This is a genomic window from Tahibacter aquaticus (assembly GCF_004363655.1).
GTDB classification, from domain to species: domain Bacteria; phylum Pseudomonadota; class Gammaproteobacteria; order Xanthomonadales; family Rhodanobacteraceae; genus Tahibacter; species Tahibacter aquaticus.
Window position 1 is genome coordinate 378,409 of sequence record NZ_SNZH01000005.1, and the last position, 19,956, is coordinate 398,364.

Annotated in this window: 9 protein-coding genes; all 9 read right to left on the bottom strand. The window is 65.5% G+C overall.

What is annotated here, in order from left to right; translation table 11 throughout:
* Positions 1-126: 126 nt before the first annotated feature.
* Positions 127-948 (bottom strand): phytanoyl-CoA dioxygenase family protein, encoded by an 822-nt coding sequence (locus DFR29_RS10730; RefSeq protein ID WP_166654012.1) that lies wholly within the window; start codon positions 946-948, stop codon positions 127-129.
* A 166-nt stretch (positions 949-1,114) separates the two neighbouring features.
* The gene (locus DFR29_RS10735; RefSeq protein ID WP_133818584.1) at positions 1,115-2,293 is read right to left on the bottom strand and encodes a sulfotransferase; all 1,179 of its coding nucleotides are present in this window, start codon (positions 2,291-2,293) and stop codon (positions 1,115-1,117) included.
* Positions 2,294-2,356: 63 nt separating this feature from the next.
* Positions 2,357-3,961 (bottom strand): MBL fold metallo-hydrolase, encoded by a 1,605-nt coding sequence (locus tag DFR29_RS10740; protein WP_133818585.1) that lies wholly within the window; start codon positions 3,959-3,961, stop codon positions 2,357-2,359.
* Positions 3,962-4,045: 84 nt separating this feature from the next.
* The gene (locus tag DFR29_RS10745; RefSeq protein WP_133818586.1) at positions 4,046-4,828 is read right to left on the bottom strand and encodes a thioesterase II family protein; all 783 of its coding nucleotides are present in this window, start codon (positions 4,826-4,828) and stop codon (positions 4,046-4,048) included.
* Positions 4,829-4,869: 41 nt separating this feature from the next.
* Positions 4,870-5,862, bottom strand: coding sequence for a TauD/TfdA family dioxygenase (locus DFR29_RS10750; protein ID WP_133818587.1), 993 nt, complete (start codon positions 5,860-5,862; stop codon positions 4,870-4,872).
* A gap of 197 nt (positions 5,863-6,059) precedes the next feature.
* Entirely contained in the window at positions 6,060-8,486 is a 2,427-nt protein-coding gene (locus DFR29_RS10755; RefSeq protein WP_133818588.1) for an ABC transporter permease, read from the bottom strand.
* Positions 8,487-8,496: 10 nt separating this feature from the next.
* Positions 8,497-9,216, bottom strand: a complete 720-nt coding sequence (locus DFR29_RS10760; protein ID WP_133818589.1) for an ABC transporter ATP-binding protein — start codon at positions 9,214-9,216, stop codon at positions 8,497-8,499.
* Positions 9,217-9,224: 8 nt separating this feature from the next.
* Positions 9,225-10,475, bottom strand: a complete 1,251-nt coding sequence (locus DFR29_RS10765; RefSeq protein ID WP_166654013.1) for an efflux RND transporter periplasmic adaptor subunit — start codon at positions 10,473-10,475, stop codon at positions 9,225-9,227.
* Between the two features lie 220 nt (positions 10,476-10,695).
* Positions 10,696-19,953: an amino acid adenylation domain-containing protein gene (locus tag DFR29_RS10770; RefSeq protein WP_341829851.1), complete on the bottom strand. Its 9,258-nt coding sequence runs from the start codon at positions 19,951-19,953 to the stop codon at positions 10,696-10,698.
* Positions 19,954-19,956: the final 3 nt, after the last annotated feature.

Consider the following 19,956-nt stretch of genomic DNA (forward strand, 5'->3'; position numbering starts at 1 on the left):
TTTCCATGCCCAGGCAGACCGGCAGCAGGAGACCATCTCGGCTGTATCGCAGCGGCGTTCGGCCAGTAGCCCGCGGCTGAGCATCGCGGCAGGCCAACGAACTCCGTGACCGCTCGCTTGCTCGGTTCAGAGCGGGGTGAAATCCCGCGCGCAGAGGAATTCGGGCCGGATGCGATGGTGGCCGGGCCGCGGAGCGTTCGACACAGCGTTGTAAGTGACGATCAGCAGCACCCGGTCCTGCGGCGAGAGGTTTGTCGAGGAGCAATGCGCCAGCAGCGGATCGAAGAACACCACATCGCCGGCCTTGCCGGTGATGAACTCGATACCGTTGTCGCGGATCAGCCGGTCGACCGCGCCGTGGCCAACCTGGTAGGTGAGGTCCTTGGACAGATCCTGGCGCCAGTCGCCGGAGCGGTCCGGATCTTCCGACAGGTCGCCGCCGGTATGGCTGCGTGGAATGAAGCAGAGCGGGCCGTGCAGCATATCGACATCGTTGAGCAGCATGGCCACGTTGAGCAGGTCCGGGTTCTCGATGCCGTCGCCGTTCTTCCAGTAGATGTAGTCCTGGTGCCAGGGCCAGGCCTGGCCATTCATGCGCTGCTTCATGTTGATCTTGAACTGGTGCACGTAGCAGCGCTCGCCGAGAAACTGCTCGGCGGTGGCGAGAAAGCGCGGGTCGCTGACCATGTCGGCGAAGAACGCGTCGTACAGATGCGGGCCGTGAATGCCGCGGATCAGGCGCGAGTCGTCTTCGTAGACGATGCCGGGATGCGCCTGCTGCACATAGGCGTCGATATGGCTGCGGATCGCGCGCACTTCCTCGTCGAGGAAGCAGCCGCGCTGCAGCGCGTAGCCCGACTCGCGGATGCGGTCGGCCGTGGTAACGCGCGGATCGGCCGTATCGGCAGGCCGCTCCGATGCTTCGGCATAGGCAGAGGATGCGTTCATCAGTGCTAGTCCTTTAGTGAACCCCTGAACAAGGCGAAAATTTTTCGGGTTGCCGCCAGCGGCGCTGCCGGCGGCAGCCGAATCCGTCCCGTGCGACGATTCAACAGTTGGTAGCGACAGCCAGCCGCATCCCGGCACCAGGCCCTGGACGCGCGTCCTGTGCTGCTCAGACCTGGAACATGCGCCGCGCCAAGTCGCCATTTCCTGAAATGTGAATTTTTCCCGCATTCAACAACTTCATGGGATTGGCCTGGCCCTGTCCTATCGCCACCAGCAGCGGCAGCGGCAGGCGCACTTCGCAGTCGGCCGCGGCGTCGCCACGGACGACCGCAGCCGCGCCGTTTTCGAGCACGATGCGCCACACCTCGTCGGCGCGGTCGTCGAAGACAAATCGGATCGCGCCATCCTGGCTGGATTTGCCGATCAGGCCGCACAGCAGGGTCAGCATCTGGCCCGGATCCATGTCGTCCTGGACTGCCGCGCTGCCGCCGGCAAGCGGCACTGCCGGCAGATAGGGCGAGGGCGCACTGTCCCAGTCCGGGCCGATCGGCGCATAGCCCAGGCGCGCAAGAAGCACATTGGCACGCTGCAACTGCTCGGCCGGAATCTGGCGCAGGGGAATCGCCTTGCCCTTGCCGACGCCGCCCTGTTCGATGCGACGGGTGAAGACGATGTTGGAATCGCCCGGCCCACCCTGGTGCGATATGGCGAAGATACGTTCGACCAGGCCCGGATCCGGCGACATGCCGAGAAACTGCAGCAGTGCCGGCACGACCTGGTCGGGATAGAACACCAGGTCTTCGTACTGTACGCGGTGCACCGAACCGCTTTCGCGCTCCTCGAAGGCGAGCGCCTTGGCGGTCTTGTCGCACCAGTAGTCCATGATCGCCGCGACGACATTGTCCGGCCGCTTCGACACGAACGAGGAAAAGCCGTAACCCGAATAGCCAAAACGCGAGACTTCCATGCCCGAGTGCACCACGTCCATGCAATTGCGGTACAGGCAGACGAAGCGCGCATCGGGGAATACCGACCTGACCAGGGCCAGGTGATCGACCGTGCTGATGGACTTGTCGCACCAGCGCGCCTTGCCGACGCGGCTCTGGTAGTCGCTCATCATCCCGTCGATCACTTCGCGGCAGCGCTGCCGCGTCAGTTCGCTGTTCTTTTCGCTCTGGTGAATCAGTGCATGGGTCCAGCTCAGGGTCTTGCACAGCTCGCCCAGGTGCAGTTCCGGCGGACAGCCGACTTCGGCGTGGGAATCGAGCACGTAGCGCAGCAGAGTCGAGCCGGAGCGGGAACAGCAGACCACGAAGATCGGTGCGTTGTTGTTTATGGCATTCATAAAATTGAGTACTCCACGACAGAGGGTTGCAGCGCGGCAGGAATGCCCGCGAAGGTGTAGCGGCTAGGCCATTTCCATGGTCATCTTGCCGTACAGCCGTTCTGCCGGAATGTTGTTGTCGCTGCAGGCCAGCAGCATTTTTTCGGTTTCTATGATCTGGGCGGAATTCTCGTCGTAGTCCAGGCCCATGAAATATTTGTACCAAGGCTCCATGCCGAGCGCGTAGAGGAATACGCGTGACGGCTTGAATATCTCGGCGATCTTGTGCGCCTGCTCGAAATTGGAACCGTTCAGGCGACGCGATTCCTTGATCTTCTTGCTCACCAGCTTGGTATGCAGGGCGCCGTAGAGCCAGGTATACGGAGCACCTACGCATTCCATGCCTATCGCCATCACGTCGACCTCGCCCAGGTAGTCGGCGATGTGGTGATACATGGTGGGATCGAGATTGGAAGAATCCGCGCCGAGGAATACGCGCTTTCCCAGCAGTTCGAAAAACCACGCCGCCTTGGAGCGAACGTTCAGATCGCCGTGCTCGCCAAGGAAGGGCACGCTGACGATGCGCCCGCCGGGCACCTGCACCTCGTCCATGTCGTCCATCTCGATCGCATCGAAGCCGAACTGCTTGAGCAGCAGGCGCAGCGACGGATCGGTCAGGCTGCCGCCGTTGTTCTTCGGCACGAGGATCTTGCTGGTCTTGTGGCGCAGCTGCAGCAGCGACTCGATGTTGGCGTGGTCCTGATGGTTGTGCGTGATGCAGATGTAGTCGATACGCTCGGGCAGCTGGCTGAAGCTGATCACCTCGTCGGAGAAGGACTCGCCCCGCGAGGCGATGACCGGGTCGACGATGATGGCTACGTCGGCGGTTTCCAGCAGGAAGCCCGCATGGCCGAGGTATTGCAGGCGCACGCCGTCGCGGACCGGCACGTGGCGCTGTGCCGGCGGCGCGGCAGTGAACAGGTCGCGATAGTGCACGCCGCCCAGCGTCTCGCGGCCGGCGAACAGCGCGTCCACCTCCGCAGCCGCCAGCGGCAGCGCGCGGGCACGGAATACCGCGTCGAGGATGGGATCGTTGTAATCGATCTTCAGCTGCAGATTGTTGGCTTCGGGCAGGCGCGGCGTACTCAGCACGAATGGCCGCTGGCCTACCGTGTCGAGCAGGCCGAACGACACGCTCTGCAGCGAGCGCTTATAGTGACGGCTCTTGTACAGCAGGCTTTCCAGCAGCCGGTACGAGGGGTGGTGCTCCAGATCCATGAAGATCTCGACGTAGCCGCGCAGCGGAGCCGGCACGCGCTCGTACAGGTATTCGATCGACTCACCGCTGGTATGCGCGCGCAGCAGTTCGTCCAGTTCGCGCACGGAGTCGGACAGCACCACCAGGTCTGCATGCTCCAGGTCGATGCGCTCGACCAGGGCTTTGATGTCCGACACGCGGTCTTCGGCGCAATCCAGGAACTCCGAGCCGGCCATGCCGGGCTGGGCCACCGCCATCACATGCAGCTTCGCGTTCTTGATGAAGGAACTCATGATGCGGCGATGCGTGTTCACGATATGCCGTGCGCCGGTGACCGGCGGCAGCAGATACGGCCAGGCGTACCACTGGTTCAGCAATGGCTCGAAATAGACATCTTCGCGCAGGTACAGCTTACCGTCGTCATTGCTCATTCAAATCTCCTTGCCTCATCGACATCGGCCGGGGCACCGTCCGGGCGCCGCGGCAAACTATCCAGATAGTCACATTGCAACATGTCATGCCACGCTTTCCAGACTGCGGCTCGCCCTGTCCTGCACCTCCAGCTCGCGCAGCCGGCTGCCGACCATCGCCGTCAGCAGTTCCAGATGGCTGTGGATGAAGAAATGCCCGCCCGGCAGGCGGTCGAAGCGGATAGGCGGCTCTATCTCTTCCTGCCAGGCATGTACCTGATGCTCTTCGATTTCGTCGTGCTCGCCGTAGAACACGCTGGTCGGCACTGACAGCTTGCGCGCGCGGGCGTAGACATAGGTTTCCGACAGAGAGAAATCTGCGCGCAGGCCGGGCAGGAACAGGTCCAGCAGCTCCCGGTTGGCGAGGATTTCCTGCGGCGTGCCGTTGAGATCCTGCAGCGCGGCCTTGAACTCCTCGTCGCTCATGGCCGAATACGGCTGCTCGAACTCCCGCGTCCAGGGCGCAGGGCTGGCCGACAGCAGCAGCTGGCGCGGCAGCGGCAGGCCACGTTCCTGCAGCATGCAGCTGAGCTCGAAGGAGATCAGCGCGCCGTTGCTGTGGCCGAAGAACGCGAACGGCTTGTCGTGCAGCAACGGCTCCAGCGCCAGCATCAGTTTGCCGGTCATTTCCGACACGGTCGTGCACGGCCGCTCCAGCGCACGGCTGCCCTTGCCCGGCGACTGCACGCCGATCAGCTCGACCCAGGGCGGCAGCTGCTCGGCCCAGGCGCGGAAAATATGCGCGTTGCCGCCCGCATAGGGAAAGCAGAACAGACGCAGGCGCGAGCGCTGCGGCCGGGAGAAGTGGATGAACCAGGGAGTGTTCATGAGAGTACCGTGTGCGACGAGCGGATGACGGGAAGTGCGGATCAGGCGGCGATGGCCGCCGCTTCCGAACCGTGCAGGCGGGTCATGCCGACCAGTACCTGGCGATTGCCGGAATACGTGCCGCGGCCATGCGAATACAGCATGTTGTCCAGCAACAGCAGGTCGTTGCGCTGCCAGTCGAAGGCGATCTTGTTGCGGTCGTAGATGTCGCGGATCGTCTGCAGCGTTTCCGGCTCGATGTGGTCGCCATTGCCGTAATAGGTATTGCGCGGCAGGTGCTCTTCCTTCATCACGCTGAGCAGGCTTTCCTGCACATCGGCTTCCAGGTTGGTGACATGGAACAGATGCGCCTGGTTGAACCAGACCCGGGCGCCGGTGACCGGGTGCTGCGCACTGGCCTGGTTGATCTGGCGCGTGCGCAGATGCCGCTCGCCCAGCCACTCGTACGACAGCTGGTTGGCGATGCAGAAACTTTCCACGTCGGCTTTTTCCGTGGTCTGGAATACCTCGGTCCAGGGAATGTCGATTTCCGAATAGTTGCGCACGTACATCACGCCGTGGCGCTCGAAACGCGCACGGATCGCTTCGGGAATCTCGCGATACACCAGGCGGCTGTCGCAGATCGGCGTGCTGCCGCCGACGGGCGACGGCACCGTGCACAGGAAGCCGATGCGCATGGCCCAGCGGTTCGAGTAGGAGTTCTCGTTGTGCTGGGGAATGACCTGGTCGGGATGGTATTCCGTCGCCGTGTATACATTGCCGCGCAGCTCGGTGCGCGGGGTCGAACGATAGGTGTATTGCATCAGGTCTTCGCCGAACAGCGTCGACAGCACCGCGCCGAACTGCTGGCTGCCGACGAATTTCAGGCCGCGGATCAGCAGCGCGCCATTGCCCTGCACCAGGCGTTCGACATGGGCGCGATTCTCCTGCGCCCAATCGAGCACCTTGCTGCCCTGCAGATCGAGATCGAGCAGCAGCCGCGTCCCCTGTACCGGCTTCAGGTCCGCACAATCCACATTTGCCAACGTAGCCATTCCCCTTTCCTCCTGAATCAGTCCGTGTTCACGCCACCGTATATGGCTGCGCGCCTGCGCGCGCCCATGCGCCCCCGCGCCATGGTTTGCCTGTCCTGCCGGCCCGGGCCGTGGTTCGGCCCAGGCGGCGATGCTGTGCCGCACTGCGTGCACAGCGGTTCTGCCCTGCGGTGCCGGCATCGCCGGCACGCTTCTTGTTACTCGTAACGCAGCGCCACACTCGGCTCGTTTTTCACAACACGACGTGTAGCGATGTATATCGCCGACATGACCAGCCCGGTCACCAGCGCGGCAAAGAACACCCCGACCACGACCAGGGTCAAGGTGCCGAGGCCGGCAAAGCGCGACAACAGGTAAAGAATGCCGATCGAGATCAGCGCGCTGATCAGCAGGCCTGCCGTCACCTGCCGGCCGCCCTGGCGCAGGAACAGCCAGATGATGCTGCGGTCGGTCGCCCCGACTGCGCGGCGCAGGCCGATTTCGTGGGTGCGCTGTACCACCGTGTTGCTGCTCAGGCCGTAGATGCCGGTCATTGCCAGCAGGATGGCGAAGATGCCGCAGCGTACGAACAGGTCGGTCATCGTGGTGGCGACCAGGGTCAGCTTCTTCTGCGAATCGTCGTAGTTGGCGATAGGCCCCGGCACCACGTACGCGTCGACATTGCTGACGGCGCGGTACATCGCCGTGCGGGCTGCCGCGGCCGAACCGCGATGGCGTACCAGCACGCCCAATACCGGCTCTATCGCCTGCGGCAGCGGCTGGTAGATCGCAGCGAAGGTGTTCTTGTCGGTAACCAGCAGGTTCTCGCCGCGGCGCACATCGCTGACCACGCCGATGACGATGCGCTGCTCGGTGGTCTTGCCCTGCTCGTCGAGCAGCCGGATGCGCTTGCCCAGCGCCGATTCGCCGCCCCAGTAGGCGCGGGCCAGCGACTGGCTGATCACCGCAGTTTTCAGCCCGGTTTCGCTGTCGCGGCTGTCGAAATTGCGCCCTTCCAGCAGACGCGTACCGATCTGGCCGGGCGATTCCGAAGTGACCAGCAGGGTCGCTTCCGGGTAGTCGCCGATGCGGCTGTATTCCATGTCGTCGACGGCGAAGCGGCTGGCGCCCAGATTGCCGGTGAGCAGGGCAGCGTCGATATCGCTGCTGCCGCGCAGTTCGCCCAGCAGACGCTGGTAGAACAGCAGCTGTTTTTCCGGCGTGTCCTGGCTGCTGTCGCGCAAGTCGACCTGCATGGTCAGCAGGTTGGTCGGATCGATGCCGAAATCGATATGCCCGGCGCGGTAGGCGATGATGCCCATGGCCGTGCCCACCAGCAGCACTACCGAGATCAGTGCAATCTGGATGGTGACCAGGATGCGCGAGATACGTCCGCTGGTACGTCCCTGCGAGCCGCGCGTACCGTCGCGCAGCAGCGCGCTGGCATTGATGCGCGTGGCGCCGTAGACCGGCATCACCGAAACCAGCAGGATCATCAGCGGAATGAACACGGCGGCTGCGGTCACCGTCGCGCCGTCCAGCCCCCAGTTCCACCAGTACGGCAGGTTGCCTTCGAACACCGTGGCGATGAAGCCGTTGGTCGATTTCAGCGCCCAGCCGGCCAGCAGCACGGCGATGATGCCGCCGCTGACGCAGATGATCATGCTTTCCAGTGTCATCTGCAGCAGCAGGCGCAGGCGCGGTGCGCCCAGCGCGACGCGCACGGCGATCTCGCGCATGCGCTCGTTGGTGCGTGCCAGCAGCATGTTGCCCACATTGACGCAGGCCAGCAGCAGGATGAACAGCGACACCGCATTGAGGATGGCAAAGACGAAAGGTCCTTCGGGATAGGTCTGTACCGACTGGAAAGTCAGCGGAAACAGGCCGTCCAGGTCTTCCTCCTGCGAATCGGCGCGGCCGTCCTGCTGCTGTACGCGCTTCATCAGGCCCTGCAGCTCGGTCCTGACCTGGCTGTGCGACGCGCCGGGGGCAAGCCGCGCGTATACGCTGTAGGCGTTGGCGGTGTAGCCGGTGGGCTGCAGATCCTTGCTCGATATGGGCAGCCACAGGCTGGCCGAACCCGGGAAGGCATAGTCCTTGGGCATGACGCCGACCACACGCGTCGGCTTGCGGTTGAGCAGGATGCTGCGATCGATGATGTTCGGATCGCCGGCAAATGCCGACTGCCAGACCTTGTAGCCCAGCACGACCACGGCCTCCGCGCCGTCGGTGCTGTCTTCGCGCACGAAGCCACGCCCCATCAGCGGCTTGGTGCGGCTGAATTCGAACACGTTCCACTCGGCCAGGGTGGCGCTCAGGTTGCGTACGGAATCCTTGTCGCCCAGGGCCAGCGTGGTGGCGGAATACGCACCCAGCTCGCTCAGGCTGCGGATGCCACCGGCGCGGATCTCCGACAGCAGATAGGCATTCACCGTGCTGATGCGGCCCTTGCGCTCGCCGACCACCCGCACCACCGAGCCGCCATCGGCGATCGGCAGGTCTTTGTATAACAGTGTATTTAGCAGGCCGAATGTGTACAGGCTGATGGCCAGGCCGCCGGCCAGCACGAGAATGGTCAGCGCAGTGAAGCCCGGAGTCTTCTTCAGCAGGCGCAGGGCATACTTGAAATCGGAAATATGCAGCACTTCGCCTCTCCTAGCCGGCTACCGGAATCTTGCGCGGCACGACGATATTGGAGGCGATCTGGCCGTCCAGCAGTTCCACCCGGCGCGGCGCGCGCGCCGCGGTTTCCGGATTGTGCGTAACCATGCAGACGGTAGAGCCCTCGGCGTGCAGGTTCTCCAGCATCTCGGTCACGATCTCGGCGTTCTTGGAATCCAGGTTGCCGGTCGGTTCGTCGGCCAGGATCAGCGAGGGATTGCCCGCCACCGCACGCGCCACGGCCACGCGCTGCTGCTGGCCGCCGGACAGCTGGGTCGGATAGTGCTTGGCCCGGTGCGACATCTCGACCTTGTCCAGCGCCCGTGACACCAGGGCCTGGATCTCACCCTTCTTCAGGTCGGCGCGGTAGGTCAGCGGCAGCGCGACGTTCTCTTCCACGGTCAAGTCACTGATCAGGTTGAACGACTGGAATACGAAACCGATTTCCTTGTTGCGGATGCGTGCCCGCTCGTCGCGGTCGACCGTGGACACGTCGTGGCCGGCCAGCAGGTACTTGCCGCTGGTCCACACGTCGAGCAGGCCCAGCAGCGACAGCAGGGTCGATTTGCCGCAGCCCGATGGCCCCGAGAACGATACATATTCACCTTTCCATATTGAAAGGTTAATGCCCTGCAGGGCGCGCGTCTCGACCTCCTCGGTGAAGAAGGACTTTTGCAGATCCTGCAGCTGGATGAGTGGTTGTGCTTGAGTCATGGCTATCCCTACCTGATAAGAATGTCGTTGTGGCTTTCCCAGGAAGAAGGATCGGAGACGATGATGCGGTCGCCTTCCTTCAGCCCGTTGACCACCTCGATATGCCGCGTGGAAGCGCGCCCCAGCTGCACTTCGACACGGGTTGCCGCATTGCCGCTGCCGTTGAGCCGGTACATGGCGGTGGTCCTGAAACTCTGCGCGAAGGAAGGCCGCTCGACGAACAGGGCGTCGGGCTTGCGTTCGACATCGATGACGCCTTCGACGCTGAGGTCAGGGCGCGCCTCGGGCGGCATCTTGCCTTCCAGCAGCACCTCGACCTTGACCACGCCGTTGATCACGGCCGGATCGATGCGCACCACCTTGCCGACGATCTTGCTGCTGCGCGTGTCCACATTGACGACCTGGCCCAGCACCACGTCGCGCACCTGGAAATCCTGGATGTCCAGCAGCGCGACGAGATTGTCGTGCGGCGCGATGCGCGCTACCTCGGCGCCCTGCAGCACCTGCTGGCCGAGCTTCAGCACCATCTCCTGCACCACGCCGTCGATGCGCGCCTTGACGGTAAGGTCGTCGATCTGCTGCTGGATCTGGTTGTGCGTGTTCTGCAGCTTGTTCATGCGCGCCACGTGCGCTTCGATCAGGGCTTCGAGGTTGGCCTCCATCTTGGAGACGCGCTCGAGCTGCGACTTGTTCTTTTCCTTGAACTGCTCGACGGCGAGCTTGGACTGCTCCACCGTAATGCGGGAAACGATGCCCTTGGCGACGAGGACTTCCTCGGCATCGAGCTTGAGCTTGGAGCTGCGGAAATCCAGCTCGGCGTTGGTTGCCTCGGCGCGCACCTCGGCCAGCTCCGAGCGCAGCTCCATTTCGGCGGCGCGGTTTTCCTTCTTTTGCGCCTCCAGTTCCCAGGTCGATTCCTCCAGCTGCAGTTTCAGCTTGGGATTGCTCAGGCTGGCGATCACGTCGCCCTGCTTGACGCTGGTGCCGGCCTCGACCGCGATGCTGTCGACACGGCCGTCGACATTCGCTGCCTGCCACTGGATGTTCTTCGGCACCAGCACGCCGACGCCGCGGATCTGCACCAGGAAGTCGCCGCGCTTGACGTCGCCGAAGATCAGGCTGTCGCGGCTGGCAACGTAGGACGCACTGCCGAAGCTCTGCAGCGCATACAGCGCAACAAGCAACGCGACTGCCGCCGGCAGTACCGGCCAGTAGCGCTTCCAGGGGGCTTTTTTCTCGGTTTTCCTAGTAATGTCCATAGTACGTTCTTGCTCAATCTCTAAAGGTTGGTAAGTGCCGGCAGCGAGCAGCCGGCCCCATTCCCATTGCACGCAATGGCCCCAATGCCACATGAACCGGTCGACGGGACAGCTGCCCTGCGACCGCGCTGCAACCCCGGCATGGCGAGGTTGCGGCCATTCCCCTGAGCCAGCGGGGATACAGCACAAAGAATTTCCGCCATGTTGTGAAGTCGTCCACTCATGCAACGACTGCCGCAGGCATGGCTTGCGTGTGTTGCAGCATTACCCAGGCCAGTGACTGTACATGCTCCGGCGACAGCATCGACAGGTGTCCGCCGGCAACCACGGCCACCTCGGCAAGCTGTGCGCAGCAACGGCCGTAGTGCTGCACCAGCGCGTCGCGATCCAGCCGCGCCAGGCCGCCCTTGGCCAGCAGCAGGCTTACCGGCCCCTGCAGCAGGCCCGACGGCCGGTAGGCCGAATAAAGTGCCAATTGCGTGTCGAACGCCGCAATGTATTTGTCCAGAAGCGCGTCATCGCCCCGCAACGGCAGCAGGCCGGCCTGGCGCAGGCGCCCCTCGAAACGGGCGCGGAAGGCCGCGTCGCTCGCGGGGGTGTCCGCGACCGCGGTAGCCTCGTCCTCGTCGGCGAACATCTGGCGCAGATGGCTGAGTGCCGAACGGCCGCCGCGCTGCTGTTCCTGCAGGTAGAGCATGCTGTCGAGCAGCAGCAGTTCGACCTGTTCTCCCTGCGCTTCCAGCTCGCGCGCCATTTCGAAAGCAACGCCGCCGCCAAAGGAATGGCCGGCCAGGTGGTAAGGGCCGCGCGGCTGGTGCTCGCGCAGTGCCTGCAGATTGCAACGGACGATCTCGTCCATGTCGGCGCAGGGCGGCTGCGCCGCGTCGAAACCGCGCGGCTCGAACACGTTGAGGGCGAGCTGCGGCTGCAGCGCCTGCGCCAGCGCCTGGTAGGACGCCGCCGTCAGGCCGGCAGCCGGTACGCAGTACAGCGCCGCACCGGCCTGCTGACTGCCCAGCAGCACCAGCGGATTCCAGGCCCCGTCGCGCAACGGCGTGGCCGTGTCGAGATACGCCGCGAGTTGCCGCAACTCGGGATAGCGGAACAGATCGCGCACGCCCAGCGGTAGCGGAAAACGCTCGCCCAGTTGCACCACCAACCGGATCGACAGGATGGAATGCCCGCCCAGCTCGAAGAAATTGTCGCCGGCGCCGATCCGCCCCACGTCCAGGCCAAGCAGGCCGGCCCATACCGCGGCCAGAATTTTCTCGGTTTCCGTTTCGGGAGAAATGTACTGCTTGGCCTGTTGCTCTGGCCGCGGCAGGGCGCCCTTGTCGACCTTGCCGTTGGGTGTCAGCGGCAGGCGTGCAAGCACGACGTAGGCTGACGGCTGCATATACGCCGGCAGTTGCTCGGCCAGCTGGGCCTTGAGACTGTCGGCCAGTCCGTCCGCGGGGTCGGCCACGACATAGGCGACCAGCTGCGCCTCGCCCCCCTCTCCGCCCTCGCGCACCACCGCTACCGCATCGCGCACCGATGTATGCCGGCGCAATGCGCTTTCGATATCGCCCAGTTCGATGCGGAAGCCGCGCAGCTTGACCTGGTCGTCCAGGCGGCCGAGGAATTCCAGCGTGCCGTCGTGGCGCCAGCGCACACGGTCGCCGCTGCGGTATAGCCGGCCACCGGCCTCGAACGGATCGGCAACGAATTTCGCTGCGGTCAGCTCGGGCTGGTTGAGATAGCCCTTGGCCACACCGGCACCACCGATATACAGCTCGCCCGCCACGCCGGGCGGCTGCAGCCGTGCTTGCGGATCGAGCACGTAGAGCGACGTATTGCTCATCGCCCGGCCGATCGGAATCGTGCGCTGCAGATCGGCCAGATTCGCCGTCACGTCGTACCAGCTGCAGCCGACCACGGTTTCGGTAGGGCCGTAATGGTTGTAGATCTGCGCCTGCGGATACTTCGCCTGCAGCTGCCGCGCCAGATCCACGCCGAACGCTTCGCCGCCGATCACGAACACATGTGCAGTCTGGCGCGGCGCTTCGTCGGCCAGCTGCAGCAATCCCTGCAGATGCGATGGCGTCAGGCGCAGCAGTACCGGCGGCATATCGGCCTGCTCCAGCCGCGCGGCAAAACCGGCGAGATCGTCGTCAGCCGCGATCAGTTCCACGCAGCCGCCCGTCAGCAGCGGCACGTACAGCGACGGCACCGTCAGGTCGAACGCCGGCGACGTCACCACCAGCGATCCGCTCAGCGATGCCGCGTAATAGCCTTCGCGCGCAAAGGCACAATAGTCGGTCAGGCCGCGGTGCAGGATCTCTACACCCTTGGGCGTGCCGGTAGAGCCCGAGGTGTACAGCACGTAGGCGCTGTCGTCGTCGGCAATGGCGATGTCGGGCCGCGTCGACGGGTATTCCGCCAGCCATTGCGCATCGGTAGCGGCATCGTCCAGGTACAGCGCATCCACGCCACCGACCGGCAATACCGAGTGCCGGCTGTCGAGCAGGGCTACGCTCACGCCGGCATCGGCAATGATCGCGCGCAGGCGCGCCGTGGTCTGGCGATGGTCCAGCACCACATAGGCCGCACCGGTCTTCAGTACTGCCAGCAGCGCAATGAGCAGCTCCGGCGAACGTTCCCGGTGGATGCCGACGCGGGCGCCACGGCCTATGCCCTGCTCGATCAGCGCGTGGGCCAGACGGTTGGCGCGCGCGTCGAGCTGGGCATAGCTCAGCTGCGTATCGCCGCAGCGCAGGGCGACGGCCTGGGGCGTGCGCTGCACCTGCTGTTCGATCTGCAGCGGCAGGGCCAAGCCTCGCCAGCGCAGGCTGGCGGGGCCGCGGCCCTGCACCAGCAGTTGCTGATGCTGTGCGGACGGCAGCAGCTCCAGCCGGTTCAGAGGAAAGGCCGGATCGCTCTCCAGCTTGTCGACCAGCGCTGCGATCACGCTTTCCAGATAGCCGGCCAGGTGTGCGCCGTCGATGCCTTGCTGGCATTGCGCGGTAAGGCCGAAGGCCTGGCCGCGGTCTTCCACCGACATGGTCAGCGGATAGCTGTTGCGCGCGCTGGCATCGAGCGAGCGCATGCCCTGCCAGGCCATGTCCGCCGGCGTTCCTATATTGTGGATATGGCGATAATTCAACAATGCCGTAAAAAGCGGCAAGGCTGGCGACACCGCACTGCAGCGCTGCGCCAGCGCCAGCGACGCCTGTTCGTGCGTCAGCAGCTCGCCCAGGCGGCGATACACCTCGGCCACCGCGTCGCGCACGCCGATGCCGGCCAGGCCGACGCGCAGCGGCAAGGTGTTGATGAACAGGCCGACCACCTGATCGGCGCCTTCCGAGCCCTGCAGGCGACCCGACAGCACGGTGCCGAAGACCACATCGTCAAGTCCGGTGCAGCGGCCCAGCACCTGCGCCCAGGCCACATGGAACAGCACCGCCGGTGTGACGCCGCAGCGGCGCGACTGCTCGCGGATACGCTGGGCCAGGTTGTCGTCCAGGGCGATGCGCACTTCGCTGACTGCCTGTGCATCGCTCTGCACATCGAGCACGCCGAACGGCGCGACCGGCGTGTCGATGTCGCCGAGCTGGGCACGGAAATACGCCTCGTGCACGGCCTCGGGTACGGTATGGGTGCGCGCGATGAAATTGCGGTAAGGCAGGGGTTCGGCCAGCCGGTCGCCCTGCCCCTGCAGCAGGCAGTGGATCTCGCCGATCATCAGGTCGAGCGTGACGTGGTCGCAGACCATGTGGTGGTTGAGCAGGGCCAGCAGCCATTCGCCGCTCTGTGCATCGGGCACGACATAGGCGGCAATGACCGGCGCCTGCTGCAAGTCCAGACGCGTGCGGCGCGGATCGGTACGCGCCAGCAGTTGCTCCAGCGCCGGAACATCGTCCGCCAGGGCCAGCTCGTGCAGCGGCAGCGGCGCACGGCGATGCACTACCTGCACCGGCTTGGGCAGGCCCTGCCAGAACACCGCGCTGCGCAGAATGTCGTGGCGATCGATCACAGTCTGCAAGGCCTGCAGGAACGCATCCAGCCGCTCGCGGCTGTCGAAGCCGACGACCCGGCGCAACAGGTAGGCATCGCCGCTGCCGCCGAGCAGGTGATGGAACAAGATGCCTTCCTGCAGCGGTGCCAGCGGATAGATGTCCTGGATATTCGCCGTGCCGCCCGGCACGGCGGCCACGATGCCGTCGATGGCCGGCTGGCTCAGTTCGACCAGCGGCAGCAGCTCGGGCGTGATCTGCGTGGTGGCCGCATCGAGCCGGTTGGGCGCGACCTCGAAGGCCGCCTCGCCCGCCGCGCCGGCCAGTACTTCGGCCAGCGCGCGCACCGTCGGTGCAGCGAATACCGCCTTGACGCCCAGGCTGAAGCCGCGCTGGCGCAGGCGTTCGATCAGGCTGATGACCAGCAGCGAATGCCCGCCCAGTTCAAAGAAGTGATCGTCGCGGCCTACCTGGTCCAGGCCCAGCAGTTCCTGCCAGACCGCAGCGATCGCGCTTTCGATGTCGCCTTGCGGCGGCGCGTAGGCACGGCCCGGCAACAGGGCCGCATCCGGCGCCGGCAGGGCGCGGCGATCGACCTTGCCGTTCGCCGTCAGCGGCAGCGCCGGCAGGCTGACGAAGGCGGCCGGGATCATGTAGTCGGGCAGTTCCCGCGCCAGCGCTGCGCGCAGTTCCGCCGGCTGCAGTTGCGCCGCATCCTGCGCCACCACGTAGGCGACCAGGCGCTTGCCGGCAGGGCCGTCGTCGAGCGCGACCACAGCCGCTTCGCGCACGCCGGCACAGGCGACCAGGCGCGCTTCGATCTCGCCCAGCTCGATGCGGAAGCCGTGGATCTTCACCTGGAAATCGTTGCGCCCCAGGTATTCGACGGTGCCGTCGGGCAACCAGCGCGCCAGATCGCCGGTTTTATACAAACGTATTCTGTCGCCACCGTCCTGCACCGGTTCGATGAAGCGCTCGGCGGTCAGGGCCGGACGATCGAGATAGCCGCGCGCCAGGCCGTCGCCGCTCAGGTACAGCTCGCCGGCGATGCCGACAGGCACAGCGCTCAGCTGGGCATCGAGTATCTGCATCTGCATGTTCGCCACCGGCTTGCCCACCGGTGGCAGCGTCGCCCAGTTCACCGCATCGCCCTCCAGCAACTGATCGCTGACCACATGGCTTTCGGTGGGTCCGTACAGATTCAGCACTGCACAGCCGCTGTGCCGGGCCCAGTCGCGGATCGTCGGCGTAATGGTCAGTTGCTCGCCGGCGACCTGCATCAGCTTGAGCGCAGGCAGTCGCACCTGCTGCGCCAGTGCAGCATGGGCAAACGGCTGCAGCAGGGCCGTCGGCAGGTAGACGCGGCCGACCTGTTCGCGCGCGATCAGTGCAAACAGCCGGTCGAAGTCGAGACGGTCGTCTTCGTCGATCAGCACCAGGGCGCTGCCGGTGAACAGCGCATTGCAGACCTCGTACAGCGACATGTCGAAGTTCAGCGTGGCGAACTGCAAGGTCGGCAGCGGCTGCGCCAGCACGGCATGGCGGCTGAACAGGCTGGTCATCAGATTGACCATGGTGCGGTGGGTCTGCTCCACGCCCTTGGGCTGGCCGGTGGAACCCGAGGTATAGATCACGTAGGCGAGGCTGCTGGCGGCCAGGCCGGCAACGTGCAGATCGCTGTCCGCCAGTGCCGACAGGTCTTCGCCGTCGAGCAACAGCAGCGGCGCTGCACCTGCGGCCAGTACCGGCAGGCTGTCGCGCAGCGCCGCCTGGGTCAGCAGCACGCTCGGTGCGGCATCGGCCAGCATATAGGCGAGACGCTCGGGCGGATAACGCGGATCCAGCGGTACGTAGGCACTGCCCGCCTTCAGGCTGGCCAGCAGCGCGACGATCATGTCGACGCCGCGCTCCAGGCAAATGGCGACGCGGCCGTCGACCTGCGCGCCTAGTGCGACCAGGCGCCGGGCCAGCCGGTTCGCGCGCCGATTGAGTTCCGCATAACTCAGCGACTCGCTGCCGTGTACCAGCGCAATCGCGCCGGGATGGCGCTGCACCTGCGCCTCGAACAGCGCGTGGATGGTGGCGTCGCGCGCGTAGTCCTGCTGCGTCGCATTCCAGTCCTGCAGTTGCCGGCGTTCGCTGTCTTGCAGCAATTCGATGCGGCGGTTGTGCTGCACGGCTGCGGGCAGCTGGCGCAGCACGGCGGCCAGGTGGCCGAGCAGGCGTTCTATCGTGGCCGCGGCGAAATCCTCGGCACGATAGCCGCATTTGACCTGCAGGCTGCGGTCGAGACTGGCATTCAGGGTCAGTGCGTAACTGGTCTGCTCGTTGCTGCTGGAGCGCTCGATGCGCAGCCGTGCCGCGGCCGCGCCGCCGCTGGCCGCGTCGGCAGCTTCGGTCATTGCGTCCAGCGGATAGTTTTCGAACACCAGCAGGCTGTCGAACAGCGACACGCCACTGCGCAGCGCCGACTGGCGCTGCATATCCACCAGCGACAGGAAACCGTAGTCATTGCTGCGCTGGAAATCCTGCTGCAGGGTGCGCAACGACTCGGCGACGCTGCGCCTGCCGTCGAACTCCACCTTGACCGGGATGGTGTTGATGAACAGTCCCACCATCTGCTCGATGCCCGCGACTTCCGCCGCGCGGCCGGAAATGGTCGCGCCGAACAGCACGCGGGCCTCGCCGCTGTAGCGGTGCAGCAAGTACGCCCAGCTCCATTGCAGCAGGGTGTTCACGGTGGTGTGCTGGCTCTGCGCCAGCGCGCGCAAGGCATCGGTTTCCGCCACGCTCAGCAGCAGGCGCTGTTCGCGCGGGCCGTGGCTGCCGTCGCCGGGCAAGGTGTCGAGCACCAGCGGTGTCGGCGCGTCGACGTCGGCGAGCAGGCTGCGCCAGTGCGCCCTGGCCTGCTCCGCATCCTGGCGCTGCAGCCAGGCGATATAGCGTTCGTACGCCGGCGGCGGCGGCAACGGCGCGGGCAGGCCCTGCAGTTGCGCCTGATACAGCGCCACGACATCGCGGTAGACCAGCGGGCTGCTCCAGCCGTCGGACAGGATATGGTGATACGTCCACAGCAGCTGGTAGCGCTGCGCGCCCAGGCGAAACACGGCCAGGCGCAGCAGCGGCGGCCGGACGAAGTCGAAACCGGCCTGCTTGTCGCGCCGGCGGTAGGCTTCGAAACGGCGGGTCTGCTCCACATCGTCCAGTCCGCACCAGTCTTCCTCGTGCCAGGGCAGCTCGGCCTGGTCCCAGACCAGCTGGTGCAATGCCGCGCCCTCGCCGACAAAGGCCGTGCGCAAGGCGTCGTGCCGCTGCACGGTCTGCTGCCAGGCGGCGCGGAAGGCAGGCAGGTCAAGCTCGCCCTGCAGTACCGGCATCATCTGCACCACATACGTCGTAGCGTCGACCAGGCTTTCGAACAGCAGCCCCGCCTGCATCGGCGTGGCCGGATACAGCCGTGACAGCGCCGGATAGCGCATCTGCCAGTCGTCCAGCTGTGCGGCAGTGATGCGCGCGAGTGGAAAATCAGACAAGGTATACGAACCCACGCCGGGCATGCGGCAATGCGCGACCACGCGGCGCAGGGCGTTTTCCAGCAAGGCCGCCAGGCCGCGCATGTTCGCTTCGTCGTACTGCTCAGCGCTGTAGTTCAGGGAAAACTGCAGCTGGCCGCCGAATACCTTGCCGATCAGCGACAGCCGGGCCGGACGCCGGCGCTGCGGGCTGACCTGGGCACCGCTGCTTTCGCGACCCGCCTGGAAGCGCGTATCGGCACCGAGCACCTGGTCGAACTGGCCCAGATAGTTGAATTCCAGCACCGCATCGTCGTCGCAGGCCGGCAGCGGCTCGGCCGCGAGATAGCGCAGCAGGCCGTAGCCGATGCCATGGTGCGGAATGGCGCGGTACTGCTCTTTCACCGCCTTGACCAGCGCGCCGGTGTCGGTCTCGGCGCAGTGCAAGGTCAGCGGAAACAGGCTGGTGAACCAGCCTACCGTCTGGGTCACGTCGAGCTGGTCGAACAGGGCCTCGCGGCCGTGACCTTCCAGGCGCAGGCGCAGGCCGTCGCTGCCGGTCCATTCGCGCATGCCCAGAAACACGCCGGCCAGCAGCAGTTCGTTGACCTGGGTGCGGTAGGCGGCCGGACATTCTTGCAGCAAGGCGCGGGTTTCTTCCGCATCCAGGCCCAGTGTCACGCTGCGCGTGCTGGCAATGCTGCCCTCGCCCTGCGTCGGCCGGTCCAGCGGCAGCGGCGCCGGCGCCAGGTCGTTCTGCGCCAGCCAGTAGGCCCGTTCCTGCTGCAGATCGTCACTGTTTGCATAGTCCACCAGTGAATTGCTCCACTGTTGCAGCGACGAGGTCTTGGCGCGCAGGGCAATCGGTTCGCCCCGGCTGTGCTGCGCATAGGCCTGTTCCAGATCGGCCAGCAGCACGCGCCAGGACACGCCGTCCATCACAATATGGTGTACCGCCAGCAACAGGCGGCCGCTGTCCTGCGCATCGGCCGGCGCAAACAGCACAGCGCGCAGCAAGGGGCCCTGGGCCAGGTCGAAACGTGTCTGCCAGTCGCTGCAGCGTGCCGTGACGAAGGCCGCCTGTTCGGCAGGCTGCAGCGGCAGCGGCTCGACCACGCAGCTGTCGGCCAGCATGGTTGCATCCAGCGGCACATGCCGGGCCTGCCACTGGTCGTCGACGCGGGTAAAACGCAGGCGCAGGGCATCGTGGCGGCGATAGATCGCGGCGACCAGCGCCTGCAGCGCGGCGGCATCGAAGCCCGACGGCGTCTGCAGCAGCACGGCCTGGTTGAAATGGTGGCGGTCGCGTTCGTCGCCGTCGAGAAAACGCTGCTGTATCGGCAACAGCGGCAGCACGCCGTCGATGGCATCCTGCGGCGCGGCCACGGCGGCCTGGCTGGCAGCCAGCCGGGCCAGCTCGGCAATGGTCTGCGCCTCGAACAGCTGGCGCGTGGTGATATGGATGCCGGCCTGGTTGGCGCGGGCAACGACCTGGATGGACAGGATGGAATCGCCGCCCATCTGGAAGAAATTGTCGTGTACGCCGACCTGTTCGACGCGCAGCAGCTGCTGCCAGATTTCCGCCAGCCGGGCTTCGACGGCGTTGGCCGGCGCCACATAGAGCTCTTGCGCCTGGTAGTCGGGCGCCGGCAGCTGGCGCCGGTCCACCTTGCCGTTGCTGTTCAGCGGCAGGGCCGGCAGCAGCACGAAGGCCGCCGGCAGCATATAGGCCGGCAGCCGCGCTGCCAGCTGTACGCGCAGGCGTTCGACCAGGTCGTCGGCTTGCGCCGCGACCAGATAGGCGACGACGCGCTTTTCGCCCGGCACATCCTCGCGCGCGACGACTACCGCCTCGCGCACGCCGGCACAGGCCAGCAGCGCGGCTTCGATCTCGCCCAGCTCGATGCGGAAGCCGCGGATCTTCACCTGGAAATCGTTGCGCCCCAGGTATTCGATGCTGCCGTCGGCCAGCCA